At 40.7% G+C, this 20,472-nt stretch carries 17 protein-coding genes and 1 pseudogene; 12 read left to right on the plus strand and 6 right to left on the minus strand.

The window, feature by feature from the left end:
* Positions 1 to 34 precede the first annotated feature (34 nt).
* The 7 genes from QE417_RS03465 to smc all read left to right on the plus strand — a co-directional run bounded on the left by QE417_RS03465 (position 35) and on the right by smc (position 8,265).
* A complete protein-coding gene (locus tag QE417_RS03465; protein ID WP_311947531.1) occupies positions 35 to 925 on the plus strand; it encodes an MBL fold metallo-hydrolase in 891 nt (296 codons plus the stop codon).
* Positions 926 to 1,097: 172 nt separating this feature from the next.
* Positions 1,098 to 1,958, plus strand: coding sequence for a sigma-70 family RNA polymerase sigma factor (locus QE417_RS03470; protein WP_090466905.1), 861 nt, complete (start codon positions 1,098 to 1,100; stop codon positions 1,956 to 1,958).
* A gap of 63 nt (positions 1,959 to 2,021) precedes the next feature.
* Entirely contained in the window at positions 2,022 to 2,723 is a 702-nt protein-coding gene (nfi, locus tag QE417_RS03475) for a deoxyribonuclease V (protein WP_311947537.1), read from the plus strand.
* 84 nt (positions 2,724 to 2,807) lie between these two features.
* Complete coding sequence (locus QE417_RS03480; RefSeq protein ID WP_311947538.1) at positions 2,808 to 3,113, plus strand: hypothetical protein; 306 nt, start codon at positions 2,808 to 2,810, stop codon at positions 3,111 to 3,113.
* A gap of 1 nt (position 3,114) precedes the next feature.
* Positions 3,115 to 3,765, plus strand: a complete 651-nt coding sequence (locus tag QE417_RS03485) for an ATP-binding cassette domain-containing protein (protein ID WP_311947539.1) — start codon at positions 3,115 to 3,117, stop codon at positions 3,763 to 3,765.
* Between the two features lie 17 nt (positions 3,766 to 3,782).
* Entirely contained in the window at positions 3,783 to 4,568 is a 786-nt protein-coding gene (locus QE417_RS03490; RefSeq protein WP_311947540.1) for a PhzF family phenazine biosynthesis protein, read from the plus strand.
* A gap of 154 nt (positions 4,569 to 4,722) precedes the next feature.
* Positions 4,723 to 8,265 carry a chromosome segregation protein SMC gene (gene smc, locus QE417_RS03495; protein WP_311947543.1) on the plus strand — a complete coding sequence of 1,181 codons (3,543 nt, stop codon included), beginning with the start codon at positions 4,723 to 4,725 and terminating at the stop codon, positions 8,263 to 8,265.
* A 2-nt stretch (positions 8,266 to 8,267) separates the two neighbouring features.
* Here smc and QE417_RS03500 read toward each other — a convergent pair whose 3' ends face one another.
* From QE417_RS03500 to QE417_RS03515, 4 genes are all read right to left on the minus strand, one after another.
* Positions 8,268 to 9,797 carry a S41 family peptidase gene (locus QE417_RS03500; RefSeq protein ID WP_311947544.1) on the minus strand — a complete coding sequence of 510 codons (1,530 nt, stop codon included), beginning with the start codon at positions 9,795 to 9,797 and terminating at the stop codon, positions 8,268 to 8,270.
* Positions 9,798 to 9,858: 61 nt separating this feature from the next.
* Positions 9,859 to 10,464, minus strand: a complete 606-nt coding sequence (locus tag QE417_RS03505) for an HAD family hydrolase (RefSeq protein WP_311947545.1) — start codon at positions 10,462 to 10,464, stop codon at positions 9,859 to 9,861.
* Entirely contained in the window at positions 10,457 to 10,759 is a 303-nt protein-coding gene (locus QE417_RS03510) for a hypothetical protein (RefSeq protein WP_311947547.1), read from the minus strand. Before QE417_RS03510 ends, QE417_RS03505 begins: the two co-directional genes overlap by 8 nt.
* Positions 10,760 to 10,776: 17 nt before the next feature.
* Positions 10,777 to 11,427 carry an ABC transporter ATP-binding protein gene (locus QE417_RS03515; protein WP_311947548.1) on the minus strand — a complete coding sequence of 217 codons (651 nt, stop codon included), beginning with the start codon at positions 11,425 to 11,427 and terminating at the stop codon, positions 10,777 to 10,779.
* Positions 11,428 to 11,628: 201 nt separating this feature from the next.
* Here QE417_RS03515 and QE417_RS03520 point away from each other — a divergent pair, with 201 nt between their 5' ends.
* The 4 genes and pseudogenes from QE417_RS03520 to QE417_RS03535 all read left to right on the plus strand — a co-directional run bounded on the left by QE417_RS03520 (position 11,629) and on the right by QE417_RS03535 (position 15,480).
* On the plus strand, positions 11,629 to 12,672 hold the full coding sequence (locus tag QE417_RS03520; protein WP_311947549.1) for an acyltransferase family protein: 1,044 nt from the start codon (positions 11,629 to 11,631) through the stop codon (positions 12,670 to 12,672).
* Between the two features lie 176 nt (positions 12,673 to 12,848).
* A pseudogene (sucC, locus tag QE417_RS03525) lies at positions 12,849 to 14,042 on the plus strand (ADP-forming succinate--CoA ligase subunit beta); the annotation flags it as partial.
* Between the two features lie 248 nt (positions 14,043 to 14,290).
* Positions 14,291 to 14,824, plus strand: coding sequence for a YceI family protein (locus QE417_RS03530; protein WP_311947550.1), 534 nt, complete (start codon positions 14,291 to 14,293; stop codon positions 14,822 to 14,824).
* 128 nt (positions 14,825 to 14,952) lie between these two features.
* Positions 14,953 to 15,480, plus strand: coding sequence for a DUF892 family protein (locus QE417_RS03535; protein WP_311947551.1), 528 nt, complete (start codon positions 14,953 to 14,955; stop codon positions 15,478 to 15,480).
* A gap of 115 nt (positions 15,481 to 15,595) precedes the next feature.
* On the opposite strand, the gene QE417_RS03540 is transcribed toward QE417_RS03535, so the two are convergent.
* Together QE417_RS03540 and QE417_RS03545 are read right to left on the minus strand one after the other, a co-directional pair.
* Positions 15,596 to 15,949 (minus strand): YtxH domain-containing protein, encoded by a 354-nt coding sequence (locus QE417_RS03540; protein WP_311947552.1) that lies wholly within the window; start codon positions 15,947 to 15,949, stop codon positions 15,596 to 15,598.
* Positions 15,950 to 16,050: 101 nt separating this feature from the next.
* On the minus strand, positions 16,051 to 17,922 hold the full coding sequence (locus tag QE417_RS03545) for a PAS domain S-box protein (RefSeq protein ID WP_311947553.1): 1,872 nt from the start codon (positions 17,920 to 17,922) through the stop codon (positions 16,051 to 16,053).
* Between the two features lie 320 nt (positions 17,923 to 18,242).
* Here QE417_RS03545 and QE417_RS03550 point away from each other — a divergent pair, with 320 nt between their 5' ends.
* Positions 18,243 to 20,471 carry an ATP-binding protein gene (locus QE417_RS03550; protein WP_311947554.1) on the plus strand — a complete coding sequence of 743 codons (2,229 nt, stop codon included), beginning with the start codon at positions 18,243 to 18,245 and terminating at the stop codon, positions 20,469 to 20,471.
* The last annotated feature ends 1 nt before the right edge of the window (position 20,472 follow it).

A 20,472-nucleotide genomic window follows, 5' to 3' on the forward strand; every position in this document is an offset into this window, starting at 1 on the left:
GTAAAAGTGAGGAGGGCTTTTATATTTGTAAACAATGTCTATCAACCTGTCAAATCCTGCTACTCTTCAAGAGAATTCAGGGGCTGAACTTTTCACAATTAATACCGGCCTTTTTAAGCTTGATGGCGGCGCTATGTTTGGCGTGGTGCCCAAAACTATATGGAGCAAAACCAATCCGGCCGACGAGAATAATCTGTGCACCTTAGCCATGCGCTGTTTGCTGGTTAAAGATAATGACAGATTAATATTGATAGACACCGGTATAGGCACTAAGCTAAGTGATAAAGTAAAACCATTTTACCACTTACACGGTGATGATACACTTGAAAAATCATTAGCCTCATATGGTTTTACACCTGATGATATTACCGATGTGCTCCTCACCCATCTGCACCTGGACCATGTAGGCGGCGCTGTAATTAAATACGGAGAACAACTACTCCCGGCATTTAAAAATGCTACGTATTGGACTAATGAGGAGCATTGGCAATGGGCTACCGAAAACCCAAACGATCGCGAAAAGGCGTCATTTCTGAAAGAAAACCTTGAACCGCTGCAACAAAGCGGTCGGTTAAAGTTTGTTAAGATAAAAGACGGCATTCAATTCAGTCCTAATATTAAGCTACATTTTGTCTCGGGCCATACCCATGCTATGATGCTACCGCTAATTAATTACAAAGGCCGCCAGATATTTTTTATAGCTGATTTAGTACCCACTACCGGCCACTTACCCATTGCCTATGTGGCTTCATATGACATACATCCTTTACAGGCCATGGCAGAAAAAAAGACATTTTTGCAGCAAGCTTTAGACAATAAATATGTGCTTTTTTTTGAACATGATGCCATAAACGAGTGCTGCACCTTACAACAAACCGAAAAAGGTATACGTATTAAAGATCTCATTAAATTGACACACATTTGATTTCAAAATTATAGTTTAGTACAACTTGTGAGATATAACAATAAATATTGAATGAACTGTAAACATTGTAATAGTAATAATATTGTAATTATCAAATTACAGTAGTAAATTTCAGTAACAATTAGTACCTTTGCACGTTCAATTCTAAAACAAGAATCGAGGTAATACATTAATGAGACAACTCAAAATAACCCAATCCATTACCAATCGTGAATCGCAGTCGTTAGACAAGTATTTACACGAAATTGGTAAGGTTGACCTGATAACTGCCGAAGAAGAAGTAATATTAGCCCAAAAAATACGCGAAGGCGACCAGGCAGCTTTAGAGCGCCTAACCAAAACCAACTTGCGTTTTGTGGTATCGGTAGCTAAGCAATACCAAAATCAAGGTCTTACGCTGGGCGATTTAATTAACGAAGGTAACTTAGGTTTGATTAAAGCAGCTAAGCGTTTTGACGAAACTAAAGGTTTCAAATTCATTTCTTACGCCGTTTGGTGGATTCGTCAATCAATTTTACAGGCCATTGCCGAGCAATCACGTATTGTACGTTTGCCTTTGAACCAGGTAGGTTCGTTAAGCAAGATCAGTAAGGCTTTCTCTAAATTAGAGCAGGAATACGAGCGCGAGCCGTCACCTGAAGAGTTAGCTGACATTTTGGAAACCACTGTTGATAAAATTTCTGACACGCTAAGTAACTCGGGTCGTCACGTATCTATGGATGCACCATTCGTTCAGGGCGAAGAAAACACGCTGTTAGACGTACTGGAAAATCAGGAGCCTAATACCGATTCTATACTGATCAACGAGTCGCTTTCAGAAGAGATAAAACGTTCACTTTCTACTTTAACCGAGCGCGAGCGCGAAATTATCGTTTTATTCTTCGGCTTGGGTACCAATCACCCACTGTCGTTAGAAGAAATCGGCGAGAAGTTTAACCTTACCCGCGAACGTGTACGTCAAATTAAAGACAAAGCATTACAACGTTTACGCCATACATCGCGTAGCAAAATTTTAAAATCATATTTAGGTTAAGCCCTAATCAAATAATACAGAGCCTCCGATGAACAATTGGAGGCTTTTTTGTTTATAATCATTATGCTTCCCGCCGATTATGAACACCTCACCCCTGCCCAGGCCATTGCCGTTCATGAGCAAATGCGCAACAACGTAATGATCGAAACACTTGATAAACCAATAAACATTATTGGCGGAGCCGATATTTCGTTCAACAAATATGAGGAAACCGTTTACGCCGGCATCGTTCTATTTACCTATCCTGAATTGAAAGTTATAGGCCAGGCATCGGCAATTGGCCGCACTTCATTCCCTTATATTCCCGGCTTACTGGCTTTCAGAGAAGTGCCTGCCTTGCTGGATGCCTGGAATAAACTCGAAACTAAACCTGATGTGATGGTGCTTGACGGGCAAGGCATAGCACACGAGCACCGCATGGGCCTTGCTACGCATTTTGGTTTATTAACCGATGCACCTTCCATCGGCAGCGCTAAAAACCGTCTGAGCGGCAGATACACTGAACCTACCAACGAGCCGTTTGCCCAAAGCCTTTTGTACGACCGAGATGAGGTTATAGGCATAGCTCTACGGAGCAAAAAGAATTGCAAACCTATATTCGTATCACCCGGACACAAGGTAAGCATGGCTCAAAGTATTGATATTATTAAAACCTGCATACGCGGCTACCGTATACCCGAACCCACCCGGCAAGCCCATAACTTTGTAAACCAGGTACGAATCTCCCATGGAGATAAAGGCAATGAACAATTGAGTATGTTTTAAAGGTTAATATATTATTCCTCCATCTGTATACTAAAGTCCTCCTGCATCTGTTTATGTTATTTAACCTTTATCGCTCACTAACTGATGTTAAACCTCCCCCAGTTGCTTTTGCAATTTAATCGACCTTTTTGGTTGTATCATTTAGCATTTACTGCTTTAAGTTTATACATCATCATAGGAGGTGGCTTAGCGGCTCTGATACTTGCTATTCCTCTTAAACTTGTAGGATATGCCGGTGCAGTGTCTTACCAAACTTATTTCGCTCCACAAGTTTATTTTTATTATCGCAATACGGGCACCGCTGTACGCAAATTATACTTAATAAGTTTTGCGCTTGATATTTTGATCTTTTTTGTACTCGTTGTTATATATGTAAAGTTTATTGCCTGATATGCTTAAAGTAGATAGTGTGCTTTTAGAATTTGATAACCGTAAAATTTTGCAGGATATATATATTGACTGCCAGGCCGGACAAGTAACAGGCTTGCTTGGTCGTAACGGTTGCGGTAAATCGAGCCTCTTACGTATAATTTTCGGCACATTAAAACCTGCATACAAGTACATCAGCATTGATGATATTTATATTACCAACGGTTACAAAAGTGGCAAAATTGCATACTTACCCCAGCACAACTATTTGCCAAAGCATACCAGCATAAATGATTTAGCGCGTATGCTGGTTGATGAACAGGCATGGGAGGAATTTACAACTTACGAGATTTTTAATAAGCATGGTAATAATAAAGCCGATCAGCTATCGGGCGGTGAACTCCGCAAACTGGAAACGCTGTTGATACTTTACAGCAAAGCCGATTATATTTTGCTGGATGAGCCATTTACACACGTATCGCCCGTACAGGCCGAAGAAATAAAAGAGATTATACGCAAGCGTTCTGCATATAAAGGTTTTATTATAACCGATCATCAGTACTACAATATATTGGAAGTAAGCAATAAAATTGTATTATTGAGTAATGGCACCACCAAATTAATTACCAACCATGATGATTTGGTAACTTATGGCTATTTGAGTTCCCTTTAATTAACATTGCATTTGTTATGAAAATATCTATTTACCAGGCCGATGCCTTTACCAGTGAGCTATTTGGCGGCAACCCTGCAGCAGTTTGTCCGCTAAAGGAGTGGCTACCCGAAGCCACCATGCAAAAAATAGCAGCCGAAAATAACCTGGCCGAAACTGCTTTTTTTGTACCTACCGACAAAGGCTTTCACCTGCGCTGGTTTACCCCCGAATTGGAAATTGACCTTTGCGGACACACTACTTTAGCAACTGCCCACATTATATATACCGAATTAGGGTACACCGAAAGCATTATACAATTTGAAACCCAAACCGCAGGTATACTCACCGTAAGTAAAAACGGTGACCGCTACACGCTCGATTTCCCATCGCGCCCGCCCTACCCGGCCGAAATGCCTAATGGCCTGCTGGAAGGCTTGAACAATCATATGCCCGCCGAGGTATTACGCTCGCGCGATTACTTTTTAGTTTACGAAAACGAGCAGGACATTACTGACCTGCAACCCAACCATTTTGCCATTGCCAAGGTAGATGCCGTTGGCATTATAGTAACGGCGCCAGGTAAGGATGTTGACTTTGTGTCGCGCTTTTTTGCTCCTGCGGCAGGTATACCCGAAGACCCGGTAACCGGATCGGCACACTGTAACCTCATACCCTACTGGGCCGAACGTTTGGGCAAAACCGAGCTGCATGCCTACCAGCTATCTGCCCGTAAAGGCGAGCTTTGGTGCGAGTTAAAAGGCGACCGGGTGTTGATGAGCGGCAATGCAGTTACTTATTTGAGGGGGGAGATTTATATCTAACTATCGCACACAATATTAGTCGATAAATTCAATTACCTCCAATCGGTGTAACTTTCAATACAGAATCAGCGTAATCCCCAAAACAATCATGTAATCTTCAATAATTTTCGTTAATTTGATATTTATTACGATTGAAAAGTACGCTGGCTGGTAAATGCAGTTAACTAAGTTAGAGGTCAAAGGATTTAAGAGCTTTGGCGATAAAATAAGCATTAATTTTAACGAGGGGGTTACGGCTATTGTTGGGCCAAATGGTTGCGGCAAATCAAACGTGGTCGATTCGATACGTTGGGTTTTGGGCGAGCAGAGTACCCGTGCCCTGCGGTCGGAAAAGATGGAGAACATCATCTTTAATGGTACCAAAAGCCGTAAACCGGCCAACCTGGCCGAGGTGTCGTTAACCTTTGATAATACTAAAAACGTACTGCCCACCGAGTTTTCGCAGGTAACGCTTACCCGTAAGCTGTACCGTACCGGCGAGAGTGAATACCGGTTGAACGATGTACAATGTCGTTTAAAAGATATTACCGACCTTTTTTTAGATACCGGTATAGGCTCCGACTCCTACTCTATCATCGAACTCAAGATGATAGACGAGATCATTACTAACAAGGAAGGTTCACGTCGGAATTTGTTTGAAGAAGCATCTGGTATTTCTAAATATAAACTCCGTAAAAAACAAACTTTCAATAAGTTAAAAGATACTGAGGCTGATTTGGAGCGTGTGCAGGACCTGCTTTTCGAGATAGAGAAGAACCTGAAAACGCTGGAAAACCAGGCCAAGAAAACCGAGCGTTATTATCGTTTAAAGGAGCAATACAAAACGTTGAGCATTATGCTGGCGTCGTTCCGTATCGTTTCGTTCAGCGAGTCGTTGCAGCGTATCGATGAGCAGGATCAAAAGCATCGCGAGGAACGTTCGGGTATTACCACCAAAATTGATACGCTGGAGGCTATGCTTCAGCAGCAAAAGCTGGATAATCTTACTAAAGAGAAAAACCTCTCCATACAGCAAAAAGCCACCAATGAATATGTGGGTAAAATACGTGCTTATGAGAGTGAAAAAAAGATAAAGAACGAGCAGCTCAAGTTTCAGCGCGATAAGGAAGCCCGTTTGAAGGAAGAGCTGGAACGCGATAAGAACCAGCTTAACCACGTACTGTATAATATTAAACGCCTGAGCGAAGAAAAACTGCAGGAAGATGAAAACCTGGAGACCGTGCGCAACAAGGTAGCCGATTTAAAACAAGCTGTTGACGAACTGCGCCAGGAACAAACCGCTGCACGTGCCGAATTAAATGAGCTGACCAGCATTAACAACCGGCTGCAAAACCAGATATACCAAACCGAAAAAGACCTCGACATATTGCGCATACAGCAGCAGGCCTTAGAGCAGGAAAGCCAGCGCAATATGGAAGATACGGCCAGCCGCGAGGTGGAGTTATCGCACTTTAACCATCTGGTGGCCGAACTACAGAACCGCACCGAAACTGCCGAAGCAGAACAACGAGCTGCTATAGAGTTTGAGGCCCAATTACAAGATCAGATCAAAGATACTGAAGCGGGTATTAACGATACCAAAGACCGTGTATCTCGCCAGGGCAGACAGCTGGATGCCAAACAAAACGAGTACAACCTTACCAAGAGTATGGTTGACAATCTGGAAGGTTTCCCTGAGTCTATCCGTTTTTTGAAAAAAAACACTGACTGGGCTAAAAATATCAACCTGTTCAGTGATATTCTTTTTTGTCGCGAAGAGTTTCGTATAGCCATTGAAAACTACCTCGAACCACTCATGAATTACTTTGTGGTTGAGGATTATGATAATGCCATTAAGGCCATTAACTTATTGCGCAATGCATCGCGCGGCAGGGCCCAGTTTTTTATACTCAATCACTACGCTGCATTAGCTACAGCCGAAACCGTGGACTATAATGCGGGTTGGGTACCAGCCCTTAGTGTAATTGAGGTTGAGTCGCGTTATCGACCGTTGTGTAACTACCTGTTACGCAATGTATATCTGGTTGATGATACATCTGATGCCGCGTTGAATAGCTCAGTTGTTCCGAAGGATGTGGTGCTGCTGGGTAAAAGCGGTAAGTTCAGTAAATCGGTATTGAGCATGGCCGGTGGTTCGGTAGGGTTATTTGAGGGTAAGCGTATTGGCCGGGCCAAAAACCTGGAAAACTTAGCCAAAGAGATCAAACAAAGCGAACAGGAAATAGCTACTCTTAAAGCCCATCAGGAAACGCTGCAAAGCAAACTGACCGCTTTAAAAGCATCTGGTAAGGCGGCCGAAATTCAGCAGAAGCAACTGGAGCTTAACCGCCTGAATACCGAACTGGTAACCGTAACCACGCGCCGCGAGCAATACCAGACCTTTATTACCAACAGCCGTAACCGTAAAGACGATATTGCAATCAAAATTGCCACCATACAAGAGGATGAGCAAAAGCTCATACCGCAAGTGGCCGAGCTTAAAACCCAAAAAGAGATACAGAGCGATTTGCTGCTGGATAAGCAACAAGCCTTTAATGAGCTGAACGAGTACACCACCGTTCAAAGTAATGCTTATAACCAGGAGAACATCCGCTTTCACCAGCAGCAAAATAAAGTTTCGGGGCTGGTAAAAGATCTGGAATACCGCGAAACACAACAGGATAGCTTAGAAACCCGCATTAACAACAATAACGCAGAAATGGATAAGGTGCAGGCTGCTTTGTTAGAAACCCTGCAACACACCGACTTTTCGGATGATGAACTGCTGGAAATGTACAGCCAACGTGAAGAATTGGAAAAAGCTACCAAAGCTGCCGAGCAGGAGTACTATGAGATGCGCGGCCAGATTAACGAAACTGAGAATGCTGTAACGCAATTACGCCGCCAAAAAGACCAGGCTGATGTTATTGAAAACGAACTGAAAGATAAACGCAACAACCTTAAATTGGAGCTTAACGCCCTAAAGGAGCGCCTTTCGGTAGAGTTTAATCTCGACATAAACGATCTTTTAGAAACCGAAGTCCCGGACGGGGAAAATGAAGAAGACCTGCGTGAAAGAACCGAAAAATTAAAGAAACAGCTCGATGAATTTGGTGCCATTAACCCTATGGCTTTGGACGCCTTTAAGGAAATGAACGAGCGTTACGAGTTTATTCAAACGCAAAAGAAAGACTTGATAGAGGCCAAGGCTTCACTCCTGTCTACCATTCAGGAAATTGACGATACAGCCAAAGAAAAATTTATGGCTTCGTTTACCATGGTGCGCGAAAACTTTATCAAAGTATTCCGCTCGTTGTTTAACGAGGAAGACTCGTGCGACCTGGTACTCACCGACCCTGACCATCCGCTTGAATCGGACATTGATATTATTGCCAAGCCTAAGGGCAAGCGCCCGCTATCCATAAACCAACTATCGGGTGGCGAAAAAACACTGACGGCTACAGCCATTCTATTCTCGCTTTACCTGTTAAAGCCTGCGCCCTTCTGTATTTTTGATGAGGTTGATGCGCCTTTGGATGATACGAACATTGATAAGTTTAACAACATTATCCGCAAGTTCTCTTCCGACTCGCAGTTCATCATCGTATCACATAATAAAAGAACCATAGCCAGCACCGATGTAGTTTACGGTGTGACTATGGTTGAACAGGGAATATCTCGCGTAGTGCCGGTGGATTTACGTCAACTGGCCGATTAATACTATTTATTTAAACGCTTAAGGTTACCACTGTGTACCGCACCGCTAAACTGTTGCTTAAGATCAATGAGTTGATTGGCTTGGCGCAGCATTTGGTTTTCCTGAGTTTTCTCGGAGAAAGTACTGGCTAAACCGGTAACAGTATAGGTGCCTTTATCAATAAAATTGAGGGCACGTACTAACATGGCTTCGTTTGGGTCGCCAAAGTCTTTGGTTACATCGTCGTCAACCACTGCACCGGGGTAATTAGCACTGGCCGGTACCATGCCTTGATAAAAATCGGCTTTACCTGCGCCGTTGCGGCTTTCAAACTCAGATATATATAAGTCATACTGTGATGCATTACCCACCGGAATACCAAAAAAACCTACTGGTTTGCCGTATGTGGTTTTACCAATTAACTGAACTCCTTGAGGTAAAGTTGGTTGCAGATTATTAATGAGCAACTCGCTGGCCGAGGCTGTATTACCAGTAACCAGAAAAAATACGCGGTTTAAATTAAGACTACCTTTTTTAGAAAATTTATAAGTATTGGTCGCTGTACTAAAATCACCTTTATCAATGCGATATTTTCTTGCCAATAACGGATATACATCACGTTGCAATTTATCATTAAAATACTCAGTAAACATAGTCGTTCCGTTCTTTGAAGCGGGCACCATGTAATTGGCCAAATATTGTGAAGTTTCAACCGCACCGCCACCATTATAACGTAGATCTACCACCAACTCGGTAATATTATCGGTAGCAAATTTGGCAAAGGCTTCATCAATTTTTGCCTGGGCATTGCTAAGAGTTGTAAATCGACTGAATGCAAAATAACCTACTTTTTTACCAGTTGAGGAAGTAATGGTACTGTACTTAATTACCGGGTTTATAGTGTAAGTGGTTTTACTTACCGTTGTAGTGAAAGTAGTACCATCCGGACGTAAAAGGGTAAGCTTAATGCTGTTTTCTCCTAACGCATTTGATATGCGAATATAAGCGGGATCGTTATTACCACCTGTGGTTAAAGCAACCGAGGCATCATTAATAGCAGTTACCTTGTATCCGCGCGCTATATTTTGCGTAGCGGCCGACGAACCCGGGTATACATATCGTATGCGCAGATCACTTGAGGTTATATAAGTTAAAGCAAAGCCAAAATCGCCTCCGGTGCCACCAATGGAGGTGGCAGCCTGGCCTTCATCAATGTACGAATATTTAGCCGTACCCGGGTAGCTGGCATCATACTCATAAGGCTGATTGGTAGATGGATTGATCTTTAATTGTGAGAAAGCATCAATTTCGGCCTGAAAGGCATTGATGAATGAGCTGCCTGTATATTGAGTAGGATTAAACACAGCGGCAGATGGCAAGGCATCATACCATAGGTACAATTCTTGCGCATACAAATAGATCGAATCCTTTACAAGCCTTAAAGCCTCGGCTTTTTCTTCTGGTGTTGGCTCCTGATCGTTGGTCTTACTTCCTTTTTTACATGATGCAAAGGCAATACAAAGTAAAAGCAAAAAATATAAAGTTCTTTTCATTCAGTTAATAAATTTTCTCTAACCTCTAATATAAGAACTTAATTAGAGATAATAAAAAAATTTAATTTGCAACTGATAAATAATCTACCCCGCACGCCTGTGCGCACAACTCATCTGTTTGGGTTGCCCCTATCATTAATATCTCGATACGCTGCAGTTCGTGTTTTTTAATCAGCATATCGATAATATCAGGCTCTGGTTTGGCTGCTACTTCTTCGCCAAAGTAGCAGGTGAGGTATTTTTCGAGGCCTTGCCAGTCGGTATGTTTTATTTTGTTGAGTTGCTGCTGCGGGTTGCCGTTGGTAACAATGAATATCTGCTTGCGGTCTACTACTATATCCTGCAATAAAGTCAGCATTTGGGGGTATAGCAGCAACTTTAGCGGTACTTGTGCATTAATTTTCAGATGCTCAAAATTGGTGCGGTACTTTTCATCTAATTTAAAACGATCCTGCACCACGTCGAATACAGCTTTAGGGCCTTGCTCCTCGTGGGTTTGTACCATGAGTTTTACCAGTACCTGTGCGTCCAGCAGTTCGGTATATTCCATAAAACCGGCAAACAAATAGTACACCTGGTACAAATAATCCTTTTCAGGATAGAGCACATTATCCAGTTCGAAAATAAACGCATTTATACGCGGGTCAATATTGGCGTACTTAATCATGGGGAGCATTTAGGGTGATACCATATTCATCAAACAACAGCGTGGCCGGGGCAAGCGCGTTCATCTCTTCGGCATGCAACAGGTAAACGGTGTCGATACCATGATCGAGGCACAAGGCCAGCATTTGGTGCGGATAGGTTTCGCTTGAGGGCGGTGGCAATTTGATCATGGTACCAGCCTTGAGCATTACTTGGGGCAAGTCTTCAAAATCGCCAAGCAATACGTTGGGCAGCGCTAATTGATTTTTAAGCTGATAAGCCCTTGCCGAGCTGGCAGCAGTTATAAGGGTATACACTATTGTTGTAATATATTTTAAACTATCAGGCCATCCTTCATAGTTACCTTACGGTCGCTAAGGGCAGCAAGGTCTTCATTGTGGGTTACAATAATAAAGGTTTGGTTAAACTCGTTACGCAGGTTAATGAACAGTTCATGTAAATCGCGTGCATTGGCCGAATCGAGGTTGCCCGAAGGCTCATCGGCCAAAATCAATGCAGGCTCGTTTATAAGTGCTCGGGCTACAGCCACGCGCTGCTGCTCACCGCCCGAAAGTTGGTTGGGCTTATGGTAAACGCGGCTACTCAGGCCGAGCATATCTAATAAGGTTGCAGCACGTTTTTCGGCCTGGGCTTTGGGCTTACCGGCTATAAACGCCGGGATACACACGTTTTCGAGCGCATTAAACTCGGCCAACAGGTGGTGAAACTGAAAGATGAACCCAATTTGCGTATTACGGAAATGGCTCAACTGCTTGCTGTTGAACTTACTGATCTCGGTATCATTCAAAAACAACTGACCCGAATCGGCTTTATCAAGCGTACCTATAATATTAAGTAACGAGCTTTTGCCAGCACCCGATGCACCTACAATGGTTACAATTTCGCCTTTATTTACTTCGAGGTTCACCCCTTTTAAAATAGAGAGTTCACCGTAATTCTTTTTAATATCAAGCGCTTTAAGCATACGCAAATGTAGTTGAATTAGTTGATTAGTTATTGGCTGGTTTGTATAGCTATATATTTATAAAACATAATGATTAATTAAGTTTTGGGCCACATATTTATTTAAGTGATACTTGTAGTTTTACTTTGTATAGTTAATTAAAAATCCATAAACCAAATTGTATATTTTTGTACAATTGAGTAAACCTTTAAGCAAACACTAATGAGTATAAATCGAATTTATTGGATCGATTACGCAAAATTTATCGGAATATTTTTAGTTGTATTTGGACATACAAGTATTGAAGATTGTGTCGTCGATTCGATATATTCTTTTCATATGCCTTTGTTTTTTTTTATATCGGGCTATCTGTTTTCATTTGAAAAATACGCTAACTATAAAACCTTTGCAATTCACCGCTTTAAACAATTAATAATACCGTATCTGGCATTTAATGTTATCACTTATATTTTTTGGTTGCTTATTGGCCGAAAATATGGAGCTGATGCATTAATTGAAATTAGTTTATTCAAGCCACTAATAGGAATTATTTACGGTAACGGAAATGACCATTTTTTAATTCACAATGTTGTATTGTGGTTTTTACCTTGTCTATTTGTTGTTGAAAGCTTATTTTTATTATTATTTAAAAACAAAAACCTACATCAAGCAAGCATCATCCTATTAGGTTTAATTGTAAGTGGCTATATATACACCAATTATGTTAAAATTAATTTGCCTTGGGGAATAGAAACTGCAATTGTTGCATTAGTGTTTTATGGTTTCTCGAATGTTTTTAAAGAAGGATTAAGAAAGATTTTAAGCCTGCCGAAATTTCTCTTGATATCATTATCTGTGCTCTCTCTTGTTGCATTCTTTTTTACATCTACTCAAAACGGCCGAATTAATATGCTGGGTTCTGATTACAACAACTATTTTTTATTTTATTTACTTGCATTTAATGGTATTTTTCTTGTAATAACAATTTCTGATCTTATATCATCCGTTTTTAAAAGGCTTCTTGTTGTAGAATTTATTGCCTCCAATACATTGTTTATTTTAGGCTTTCATAATTTATCTTTTACAATTATTAAAGCATTTACAGTGTTTGTTCTAAAAAAACCGTTAGTTATATTTGACCATAATACAGCATTAGGCTTTTTACTCAGCATCGTTACAATTATCTTATTAATACCATGCATAATTATTGTTAATAAATACCTGCCTTTTATTACAGGAAAACAGCCAGGAAGAATGAAAATATAATGATATTAAAACTTTCAATAGTATTATAAATTTCTCTTACACTATATTACCAGTTGCTTTAACGTAATAATTAAGATTACAGGAATGCATGTTCTGTAATGACTATTTTCATAAAAACGCCATTCAAATTTTATAACTCCAACTGAAATTGTAGATTTACCGCAAATTCTTCACAAGACATGAATATTCACGAATATCAGGGCAAAGCGATACTAAAAAGCTTTGGCGTAAGGGTACAGGAAGGCATAGTTGCCGATACTGTGGAACAGGCTGTTGAGGCCGCCCAAAAAATGAAAGAAGATTTCGGTTCGGACTGGGTGGTAATTAAAGCCCAGATTCATGCCGGCGGCCGTGGTAAAGGCGGTGGTGTTAAACTGGCTAAAAACCTTGATGAGGTTAAAGAAAGAGCTGAAGCCATTTTAGGTATGCAGTTGGTTACTCCTCAAACCGGTCCCGAAGGTAAATTAGTACGTAAAATATTAGTTGCCCAGGATGTTTATTACCCTGGCGAAAGCGAAACTAAAGAGTTTTACATCAGCGTATTGTTAGACCGTGCAAAAGGCCGTAACATTATCATGTACTCAACGGAAGGCGGTATGGATATTGAAGAAGTAGCACACTCTACTCCTCATTTGATCCACAAAGAAGAGATTGACCCTAAAGTTGGTTTGCAAGGTTTCCAGGCTCGTAAAATTGCCTTTAACCTGGGCGTATCTGGCGATGCTTTTAAAGATATGGTGAAATTTATCACTGCACTTTACAAAGCTTACGATGCTACCGATTCTTCGCAATTTGAGATCAACCCTGTACTTAAAACTTCTGACAATAAAATTTTAGCAGTAGATGCTAAAGTTAACATTGATGATAACGCCCTGTACCGTCATAAAGATTATGCCGACCTGCGCGATACCAACGAGGAAGACCCTACCGAGGTTGAAGCAAGTCACTCAAACCTTAACTATGTTAAATTAGATGGTAACGTAGGTTGTATGGTTAACGGTGCCGGTTTAGCTATGGCTACTATGGACATTATTAAAATTGCCGGTGGCGAGCCTGCTAACTTTTTGGACGTAGGTGGTACCGCTAATGCACAAACAGTTAAAGCTGGTTTTAACATCATCCTGAGCGATCCTAAGGTTAAAGCCATCCTGATCAACATATTTGGTGGTATTGTACGTTGCGACCGTGTTGCACAAGGTGTAATTGATGCTTACCAGGAAATTGGTAACATTCCCGTGCCTATCATTGTTCGTTTACAAGGTACTAACGCTAAAGAAGCTAAAGAACTGATCGATAATTCAGGCTTAAAAGTTTTCTCGGCTATTTTGTTAAAAGAAGCTGCCGAAAAAGTTAAAGAAGTTTTAGCATAAAACTCACCCCAACCCTCTCCAAAGAGAGGGAGCTTATAAAAAAAAAGCTGCATCTTTATCAGGTGCAGCTTTTTTTGTGGATTGCCACTCTCAATACTTGACTTTTGCCATCAACATTTCTTGATAAATATCAATGTGAGGTAACAACCGCTACACTACATTTGTAGTATAAAAATAAATCAAAAACATTTAGGTGTTTAAACACTCAAATGTTTATAATTGTAAAACACATTAACAATCATAAAATTATGGCAACTACAAAATGGGTAATTGACCCAATGCACTCAGAAGTTCAGTTTAAAATTAAACACCTTGTAATATCAACTGTAACCGGCTCGTTCCGTAAGTTTGATGGTGAAGTAATTACCGAAAGCGACGATTTTCAGGATTCGGAAATTGATTTTTCGTTAGATGTTGACAGCATCGATACCACCCAGGAAGCGCGCGACCAGCACTTAAAATCGGCTGAGTTTTTTGATGCGGAGCAGTTTCCTAAAATCAGCTTTAAATCAACCTCGTTGAAAAAAGTAAGTGGCGAAGAATATAAATTAAACGGCGATTTGACCATTAAAGGAGTAACTAAACCGGTAACTCTTGATGTTGAGTTTGGCGGTTCGGCTGCTGATTTTTACGGTCAAACTAAAGCAGGTTTCGCAATTACCGGCAAAATAAACCGTAAAGAGTTTGGCTTAACCTGGGATGGTGTTACCGAAGCAGGTTCAATTGTGGTAGGCGAAGATGTAAAACTGATCATCAACGCTCAGTTTACCAAACAAGCTTAAAATTATAAGTAAATTAGTGAATAAATTAAGAAAGCTGCCTTAATAAAGGCGGCTTTTTTTGATTTAAACCTTAGCCGTTTGAGTTCGATGAATAAATAATAAACAAAACCTTACTCAGCCATGTTAGCATGATAAATTCATCAGCAACAATGGAACCTACCCACCCCTATCCGGCTAAACCCGAGGTAATGAAGCAGCACTTTATTCATCACCTAAACCGTGTTTATTTTGGTAAAAAATATCTTCAAAAACATTTACCGGCGCTCACCCAAATAGCATCATTTAAAAAACTGCGTTTTGCTATTGAAGAAGTACTCGAGAGCGTAAATAACCAGGTAAACAGAATAGAAGAAATTTATAAAATAATTAATGCACACCCCGATAAAGAAACCTGCGTGCCTATAATATCTGTTTTTAAAGATGCATTTGAAACGCAGGACTACGGCGAAGAAAGTTGCCTGTTAAACGACATAGACATTATTTTGTACCTGCAATTACTGGAGCACATCAACATCACCTCTTATCGCATGCTTAAAATTTTGGCTGCTTCTTTAGCATATGCCGATGCAGAGCAACTTCTGATGGAGAGTTTTGATGAATCGCGCGATGATGATAAGTTATTTGTGATGATTGCCGATGAATATCTGAAGAAGTAAGTTGAGCTTGTGCTGAAACTGCTTTCTTAACTTATAATATCCTTGTAATCTGGTTCAAAAAAAGAAGCGGCTATTTCTTATCGAAATAGCCGCTTCTTTTTTTGTTAATATAAAATTATGCGTTTTGAATAGAACTGTTAAGGTTATCAGCCTCTCCTTTAAATTTTGACTTAGCTTCATCATAAGCATCATCTGTATACTCTTCAGCTTGGTCTTTATAATCAGATGCAGCACCTACTACGCTGCTCCATTTAGATTTAGCTTTATCGGCAATGTTAGTGCCATATTCTTTAATATCTTCGGCAGTGCTCTGTGCTTTGTTTTTGGTTTTATCTACCAAATCATTCACGTAATCGGCAATGTCCTCTCTTAATTCCGAACCACTTTCGGGAGCTAATAATAGGCCGATTGCTGCACCAGCGGCAGCACCTACTAAAAGTGCTGCAATAATTTTAGTTTGATCTTTCATTTTACTTCTTTTTAGCAGATGTTATTTGAAGAAATAACGCTATTTAATGCATTCTGTTTAAATAAATTTGAAAAAAATAATTATAGTATCATTAATGTAATTTATGCATTTAACAAAGGCAACGAAAAGTAAAATGCTGCGCCCCTGTCCTTTTCACTAACTACCCATACCCTGCCGTTATGGCGCTTAATAATTTCGGCTGCAACATATAAGCCTATTCCAAAACCCGAAAAAGTTTGCTCATTACGGCCTTCAACCCGGTAAAAGCGATTAAATATTTTGTCTTGTTCTTCGGGTTTAATGCCAATACCATAATCCTGCACATTAATTACCACCTCGGTATCTCCAACACTTACATGAACATCCACCCTATCGCTATCTGGCGAGTATTTAATGGCATTAGTTAAAAAGTTGGTAAGCACTTGTGCAATACGGTCACGGTCGGCATAAATAGCCAGCGGTGGAATTGCAGAACATACAATATCATGGTGCGATGCAGTGTGCTGCACTTCATCTACAGTTTCCTTAATTAAGTCAGACAGTAAAAACTCTTCGCTATTGAGGCTCAAACGGCCGCTTTCCATTTTAGACACATCGAGCAAATCGGTAATTAACCGGGTTAATTTATTGATTTGCTTATCAACCGTGCCTAATGATTTAAGCAGAAACTCATCATAATCACCCCGTTTATTATAAATAGTAAGCAGTAGCTGTATATATGCTTTAATGGAGGTTATGGGAGTTTTTAATTCATGGCTGGCCATGCCAATAAAATCATTTTTAACTTGCTCGTGCTCCTTCATCGCGGTAATATCCATGCCTGAACCAATATAGCCTGCAAAATAATCATGCTCACCCTCAAAACGGGGCACGCCTTTCATACCAATCCAACGGTAAGCACCATCGCTCACACGCAGCATACGGTACTCTATATAAAACTCTTCCTGCTTGTTAAACGCACGGTTATAAGTATCTAAAACACATTCTTTATCCTCCGGATGCAGCAAATTACTTTGCAGATAGCCGGGATCTGAAAGTAGCTGCATTACATTAGCAAACTGCATCCAGCTATTGTTTAAGAAGGTAGTACGTTTATCGGCACCGGTCATCCATATCAGTACCGGAGCCGAATCTGCAATGCTACGAAAGCGCTCTTCGCTGTCCAAAAGCATTTGTTCGGTTTTCTTACGTTCGGTTATGTCCATGCACGAACCTACATAGCCTGCAAACTCGCCGTTGGCATAATAACGCGGTTTGCCCGTTACTGCTACCCATTGCATTTTGCCATCGGCACGCAATACCCTAAAATCCGATTCAAAAGGCTTTTTAAAATTAGTTGCGCGCAGGTAGTCGCCTATAACCCGCTCACGATCTTCAGCCACCACAGAGTCGATCCACCCCCTGCCCATATTATCCTCGTAAGCGTGGCCGGTCCAGTCAACCCAGGTTTGGTTTACAAATGTAATGTTGCCGCGCTGGTCTACCGTCCACAAGGCGGTTGCGGCAGCATCGGTAATATCTTTAAATAATTGTTGCTGCTCTGCCAACTGGCGGCGGGCCAAAACCCTTTCGGTAACATCGTACCCCATAACCATAACCCCATCAATTTCGGCCTGATGATGGCAGTATGGCGAAAACACAAAATCGAAATAATATTCTTTTACCTGATCATCGCCTTGGATGATCTTAACCTCATGATCATAACTGCGCGAAACCTGGCAGGTATCATATACATGTTCAACCTGTTTGTAAAACCCTTCGCCAAGTTCAGGCCAGGCCTGGCGCATAGGCTTGTTCAATACATCGCGGTTATTACATAGGTTTTTTAAAAACGGATTAACTAACTCACAAACCCCATCGCGCCAGCGCAACATGGCTATTAGGCTTTGCGCCTGCATAAACAAGCTCTTAAGCTGGCTATCGGTTTGATAAAAATTACCAGAAAAATCAGCTTCTTGGGTTGGTGTTAGCATATAGCAGATGTTAAATCTAATCTCACGATTTAATTATCTAATAGCAAAATTTATTTTCTAATCAAACATGCCATTATACAACGTTAACAAACATTTTCTTAAACTATATTCAAACATAATGGTTGTGCGCTTCATATTTTAGCTAAGTATATCAATGTAATTTATACTTTTACCTTTAAAGTAATTACATATTATCCTTAGCCGAAGTATAAATTACTACATTATTTACAATTTATAAGATAAAACCCCATATTGTATTATAGCATTAGCATATGTATTTATGCTAATATAAACATAAATCAGGTGGTTTGTACTTACTCATGAATGATTATAAAGTTGATATAACTAACTGCGACAAGGAACCAATACACATACCCGGTAAAGTGCAGTCGCACGGCTTTTTAGTGGCTGTTGATAATAAGTACCTCGTTAATTACGTGAGCGAAAACATATCAGCTTTTTTACCAATACAGGCACCAAATATTTTAGGTAAGAATTTAAGCGTATTTGAGGAAACATTATTCCCGGCTGAGGCTACCGGCTTTATTACACAAATGCTGCAACTGGGCCGCCACGCCAAAAGCTTCGAAACTATTAACCCCTATCGTGTTGATGTTGGTGAAATAAGCTACAATCTCATCCTCTCGCAATCAGGCGATAGCTATTTGCTGGAATTTGAACCCACTACTACCGCTACCGAGGTTGATATACAAAAAACCATAGGCCGTTCGGTATCGGGCATGCTGGCCGGAAATCATTTACAACAATTGCTTAACAATGCCTCCGAGCAAATAAAAACACTTATAGGTTATGACCGGGTTATGATTTATAAGTTTTTGGATGACGGGCATGGCGAGGTAGTTGCCGAGGTAAAAGAAGACCACCTGGAACCTTTTATAGGTTTGCATTATCCGGCAAGTGATATACCCAAACAAGCGCGTGAGCTTTATAAACTAAATCTTACCCGCATAATTACCGATGTTAATACCGAGGCCTCTCCTATTTTAACTCTACCTGTTGATGGAGATGCCAAAACGCTCGACCTAACGCACTCTGCTTTGCGTGCTGTATCGCCCATACACATCCAGTACCTTAAAAACATGGGTGTGGCTTCAAGCTTTAGCATATCCTTACTTTATAAGAACGAGCTTTGGGGCTTAATTGCCTGCCACAACTATACTCCGCGTTTTATCAATTTTAAAGCGCGGGAAGCATCAAAACTGATTGGACAAATCATATCATCGGCTCTTGAATTTAAGCAAGATGAAGAATTAAATACGCGTAATGATGAGTTTAAACACACTTACGATGTTCTTTCGCGCTTTTTACGTAAAGGCAACGATGTTGCCGCTACACTTACCGAGTTTGAAGATAATATCCTGAACATTTGCGATGCAAGTGGTGCTGTGCTGGTTTTTGAAAACCAGTTCACTCTACTTGGCAAAACGCCTGATGAGGAACAACTCACCGGCATTGTTGACTGGCTTAAGCAAAACATGCAAGTCCGCGTGTACCATACGCACCAGTTTCCGGAAGTGTATCATCCGGCGAAAGAATATAGCGACGTAGCCAGCGGTTTATTGGCCTGTACGCTTTCAAAAGAACTTGGCGAACTGATAATTTGGTTTAAGCCCGAGCAAATTACCACAATTAATTGGGCGGGTAACCCCGACAAGCCGGTTGCAACAGATACCAATGGTTTGATGAGCCTATCGCCCCGAAAGTCATTTGAGATATGGTCGCAAACGGTAAAAAATACTTCGGCCCGGTGGATGCGTGATGAAATTGCGCTGGTACTCAAACTGCGCGAAGATGTGGTTTATGCCATTAACCGCCAGACTAACGAGATACGCATATTAAACGAAAAGCTTAAACAGGCTTATGAAGAGCTGGATACTTTTAGTTTTACCGTATCACATGATCTGCGTACACCGCTTTCAACTATAAAAAACTACTCTGAACTATTGCTCGAAACCAACAAGAGTTTGGATGATGATGCACGCCGTATTTTGAAAAAAGTGATAGGCGGTGCCGATAAGTTAAATTACCTGATCAAGGAAGTGCTGAATTACTCCAGGGTAGGCCGCGCAGAAATTGAGTATACCGAAATTGAAATGGATACTCTTTTCAAAGAAATTCATAACGACCTTATTGTAGCTCTCCAAATTCCTGATTTGCAATTTACTGTAGGTGATACACCTGCCATTTATGGCGACCGCGTTATGATTACCCAGGTATTCACCAATTTGCTTAACAATGCATTTAAATACTCTTCGCGCTCAAATCCTCCTAAGGTAAATATTGATGGTAAAGAATTTAACGGAGAGGTGGTATATTCAATTAGCGATAACGGAGTTGGAATTGATTTAAATTACTACAATCGTATATTTGATTTATTTAAACGCATGGATAACGTGCGTACCTATGAAGGTACAGGTGTTGGTTTGGCTATTGTTAAAAGAATAATGGAGAAACATAATGGCCGTATTTGGGTAGAAAGTGAATTGGGAGTTGGCACGATATTTTATATAGGTTTTAAAAAGAATTGAG

The sequence above is a fragment of the Mucilaginibacter terrae genome (genome assembly GCF_031951985.1).
In the GTDB taxonomy this organism is placed as follows: domain Bacteria; phylum Bacteroidota; class Bacteroidia; order Sphingobacteriales; family Sphingobacteriaceae; genus Mucilaginibacter; species Mucilaginibacter terrae_A.